The organism is Streptococcus sp. 2106, from assembly GCF_013277315.1.
GTDB classification, from domain to species: Bacteria; Bacillota; Bacilli; order Lactobacillales; family Streptococcaceae; genus Streptococcus; species Streptococcus pseudopneumoniae.
On sequence record NZ_VMMS01000131.1, the window covers coordinates 1 to 3,941 of the forward strand.

A 3,941-nucleotide genomic window follows, 5' to 3' on the forward strand; every position below is an offset into this window, starting at 1 on the left:
AATCCTCAAGGGTTTCATCCACAAACTTATAGCAGCTTCTAACCTCATTTACTAGCTTTTCTTGCTCGTCTGTCAGGTTCAAGACTTGGTTAGCTCTCCAAGCCATCACCATAGCACCCCAAAAGGCTCTACGGTCTTTCTCTGTCCACTTCCTGCCCTTATAGGCGGTGTCCTTGTGGACTTCCGCAACTAAAAAGCGCCTTTCTCCTGTCAGGTCGTTCAAATAATCATGGTCATTGGTCGCCCTCACGATAATAAAACTCTTAGGCAGTCGCCTATCACTGGAGGCGTAAGGCGGTCTAAACTCTAGCTTGGTTTCTGTGATGAATTTCTTCAATTCTGAAAAACTAGCCTTTTTACTGGCCACCATCTCATCATCAAATACACACCAGTTTCTGACCATTCTAGCCTTGTCATCTTTGTCTGTGAAGGTCTCAATGGTGGTAAAATACTTGTGAGTGAAAAGCCCCTCAAAAAATTGGGTTTTTCCTACTCCCTGCCGTCCAGTCAAGTCCAGCACAAAGTCAAACTTAACGGTGGGGTCAAACACCTTGGCAACCGCTCCACGGAAAAACAAATCCATGATAATACGGTTATATTCATCATCCTTGATATTGAGATAATGCCTTAAAATATCAAAGGGATCGCGCTGATTCACTAACTCTTTATACTCACTTTCGCAAGATTCCAGATAGTCTTTTAAGGGGTTATAGCTGTGTTCTCCAGCCACCACTTCCAAAATATCCGCTATGTCAGGCTTTTTATAATCCATCTTGTACTTGGTAGCAATATAAGCCCTAATCTCTCTGATAATCAGGTCATCGATCGCACCGCTCAGGGTTCTACCGTTTAGCTTCATTGGTCTAGTCACGTCGATTTCATAAGTGAAGACGTTGTACTGTATCGCCCCCTTTAACTTACTATCTCCGTTCAAAATCTTCTTGAGATTGTCCAAGTTGACTGCAAAGCCATCGCCTCTTGCTCTTTTTGCCAAGTTCAGGCTATTGTGTTCCTCATCGGTCTCCCTTGCTTGGGTCAAGTCCACCACTTCAGGCGGTGCTTGTTGCTGATCTTCTTCAATGATTTTATTTACAATGTCATTGCTATTCAAAAGCCACCTCCTTATAGAATTTTGTCGCTACTTCTAGGAAATAGCTTGCTAGGTCTTTGCGTTTAACGATTGCAGAAAACAAGTCCACTAACTGGCTAAAACTGTAGCCATTAACAAATAACAAGCGGACAAAAAGCGAAGTCTCATATCTGGTATAAATCCCGTTACAAATCAGGTCAAAAATCCAACCCTTTAACTCCACTCCAAGCCCCTGCCGTTGCTCGGTCAATTTGTTTACCTCTAATTCTTTCAGAATCGTCAGCAAGTCAGGACTGGCCAAACCTATCTCTAAATCTCTGGCCAATTCCCAGCCCTCTACTTCTTCGCTTTCGTCTTTAACTGCCACATACAAGCCTTTGTAGTGGAAAGCTGTCAGCGCCTCGCCTATTGGCTCAAAATAGATAAATTTATAGTGATTGCCATTCTTCCAAACTTGGGTTGGGCTAGACTTGAGAAAGCCAAACAAAGGTAATTTATCAGCGGATAGAATTAACTCCAGCATTCTCATTCATCCACCCCCAGAAACTTCCAGATGTCGGTCACTAAATAGTAAATCATTCTTGAACCATCGTCAGGCGGTTGGTATCGTCTTAAACCCTGACTTTCCCACTTATTCAGCGTGTTGTCACTAATTTTTAACTCTTCTTTGAGTTCAACCCTATTTATAAGCTTGGTCAGTCTCTGCGGTACTTTCTCATGCGCTTCCAGGTATCTTTCCACTACCTCCAGAATGCCATGCGTCAAATCATGCTCACTTTCTCGGCTTAGGCTAAACATATCCGCCCACCTCCTTAACTTTTATTTACAAAGGTTATTTGTCCGCTCGCTACCCCTTGCAAAATAGCTTTTTGAGTCTCTATGATTGTATCAAGGGTTTTCAAGATAGCTGTCTTAGTTTCTAAATCCAACGCTTGTTTTGTCAACAAGCCCATAGTTACAGCTAACTTTGTTGCATTGTCCATACACGTAGCTAGAAAAATATCTTTTGTAAAATAAGGTTCATCTGGTATTTTTTCACTATCAAGGTATATCTTCACTGTGTAACTCATTTCATCCCTCCGTAAACTCTTACCCCTGCAAGCTGGATATATCGCCCATAATCAGGGTTTAAATCCTCGCTAGGTGTTTCTATCGTCTGTTGGTTTTCTCGCTCTATTTGGGCGCTTTTTTTGCGGTCTCGGTGGTTTAAATAAAGCAGTAAGCCAATCAATACCACGATTAAGACAGCAGCCTGTGTGTTACTTATATCTAGTTCATTCATTTTAAAATCCCTCTTTTTTGTAAATCAGAAACAACCAACCTCCGTAAATACGTCCATGTTGAAGCAGTTATATGTTCAATCCCATCACTTAAATTGTTTTCTTGTATTGCTTGATTTAAGTAATTGAATAGTAACCAGTCAGGTTTTTTATTGTACCTTTCTGTACACCCATCGTCATATTTTTTTAATTCTCCCAGTAAGTTCTCAACATTCGTATTATAGAATTCTTCGTGACTAGCTTCCTGCATCTTGTACGCTTCAGATAGTTTATAAAACTGAATCCATAGCTGACTGATTGTAGTTCGACAATCTTCAGCTATCTCTGTTGCTCCGTGGTGTTTCTTGGATAAATGCCACTCTGATAAAATATCTAGTTTTTCCTCTACGATGCCTATTTGTTCTTCAAATTCTTTAAAAAATTCATCCATTTTTCTTTACCTTCTTTGTCTTTTCCTATACAGTATTGACACCACTCAAAACGCTAGGCGATTGCCCCTAGTTGACGGACGCATGTAGTGATGTTTCGTGGGTAAATACCCACATTTCCGTTAAACAAGTGCTTAGAGTCGCCGTGTCAGCACTCATTTTTCAAAACCTTTTCTAATTTGCTTGCCTGCTCTTCGGTTTTCTTAGTTTTTTTTCATTTCGTTTACGGCTTTATCTGCTAACCGTTGCCATTGTTTTCTAAAGTCTTGTTCATCTATCCGCCCATGCAGAAAGTCGCTCAGGGCGTAAGTTGCACGGCTGTAAAATCGCTTGGCTCTATCATAATTTGTCATTCTTTGCCTCACTTACTGCTTTTACTACCTTTTCTCTTAGTTTTGTAAATTCTTCGATAAATTCATCTTGAGTTATAACTCCACGGTTAAACGTGAGAATTAAGGCGCTTGCTCTTTTTGTGTATTGTTCCATCTGTTAGCCCTCCATCATGTCGTAAATTATAGCGCGGTGCTTTTTAGGGATGTGTTTCATCGCGTCCAATATGTCACGCTCTGCTTTTTGTCGTGTTTCTGCTTTTACTGTTTTATCTTCTGCTATTTCAAAGGCGTTTTTTGCTACTTTGTAGTAGTCTAGTGATTGTAAAAAATGACCACGTTCTGACAATTCTTTATCTTCCAATTCCTCTTTTACCGTACCGTCCAAGAGTTCAAACTTGGAGTACACCCCTTTTTCTACTTCAAATCCTAGACGCTTGTTTTGTCTCAGATTGTAAAGGTTAACCCTGCAACTCTCCAAGTTGCGATAGCCTAATACTCCAGCGATTTCTTCTAAGTTTTTGCCCTCTAATTCAGGCAATTTTTCAGCTATATCTTTAAATTTTACTATTTGATGTTTCTTTCCCATTGTTTACCTTGTCTTTCTATGCTATAATCAAGGTATAGAAAAATATCTATATTCTTGATCCAGTCGCTTGCTTCGGTCGCCAAACGTTCAGCAAGTGACTTTTTTTGTTGTAGTTTTTAATCTTCATGTCTAGGTTTTTTATAAATCAGTTGACGGCTTTCCACTAACTCAGCGATAAAAGCTAGGTTATTGGCCGTATTTTCTATTAATACTGGACTAAAATCA

The 3,941-nt window shown here is 40.0% G+C and carries 9 protein-coding genes; all 9 read right to left on the reverse strand.

The genetic code is table 11. The features are described 5' to 3' along the window. Positions 1 to 1,111: virulence-associated E family protein (locus HT723_RS10925; RefSeq protein WP_172935194.1), on the reverse strand; the 1,111-nt coding region annotated here is incomplete at its 3' end. Continuing rightward, on the reverse strand, positions 1,104 to 1,619 hold the full coding sequence (locus tag HT723_RS10930; protein WP_050261805.1) for a hypothetical protein: 516 nt from the start codon (positions 1,617 to 1,619) through the stop codon (positions 1,104 to 1,106). The genes HT723_RS10930 and HT723_RS10925, both read right to left, overlap by 8 nt. Then, on the reverse strand, positions 1,616 to 1,888 hold the full coding sequence (locus HT723_RS10935; RefSeq protein ID WP_050261806.1) for a hypothetical protein: 273 nt from the start codon (positions 1,886 to 1,888) through the stop codon (positions 1,616 to 1,618). Before HT723_RS10935 ends, HT723_RS10930 begins: the two co-directional genes overlap by 4 nt. 14 nt (positions 1,889 to 1,902) lie before the next feature. Continuing rightward, on the reverse strand, positions 1,903 to 2,160 hold the full coding sequence (locus HT723_RS10940; RefSeq protein WP_166735494.1) for a hypothetical protein: 258 nt from the start codon (positions 2,158 to 2,160) through the stop codon (positions 1,903 to 1,905). Next, on the reverse strand, positions 2,157 to 2,372 hold the full coding sequence (locus HT723_RS10945; RefSeq protein WP_054388186.1) for a hypothetical protein: 216 nt from the start codon (positions 2,370 to 2,372) through the stop codon (positions 2,157 to 2,159). Before HT723_RS10945 ends, HT723_RS10940 begins: the two co-directional genes overlap by 4 nt. Further along, complete coding sequence (locus HT723_RS10950) at positions 2,369 to 2,800, reverse strand: hypothetical protein (protein WP_050261809.1); 432 nt, start codon at positions 2,798 to 2,800, stop codon at positions 2,369 to 2,371. The genes HT723_RS10945 and HT723_RS10950 overlap by 4 nt, the downstream gene beginning before the upstream one ends. Before the next feature lie 201 nt (positions 2,801 to 3,001). After that, positions 3,002 to 3,151 carry a hypothetical protein gene (locus HT723_RS10955; RefSeq protein ID WP_172935195.1) on the reverse strand — a complete coding sequence of 50 codons (150 nt, stop codon included), beginning with the start codon at positions 3,149 to 3,151 and terminating at the stop codon, positions 3,002 to 3,004. Further along, positions 3,138 to 3,284, reverse strand: coding sequence for a hypothetical protein (locus HT723_RS10960; RefSeq protein ID WP_172935196.1), 147 nt, complete (start codon positions 3,282 to 3,284; stop codon positions 3,138 to 3,140). Before HT723_RS10960 ends, HT723_RS10955 begins: the two co-directional genes overlap by 14 nt. A 3-nt stretch (positions 3,285 to 3,287) precedes the next feature. Next, complete coding sequence (locus tag HT723_RS10965) at positions 3,288 to 3,716, reverse strand: hypothetical protein (protein ID WP_054393017.1); 429 nt, start codon at positions 3,714 to 3,716, stop codon at positions 3,288 to 3,290. Positions 3,717 to 3,941: the final 225 nt, after the last annotated feature.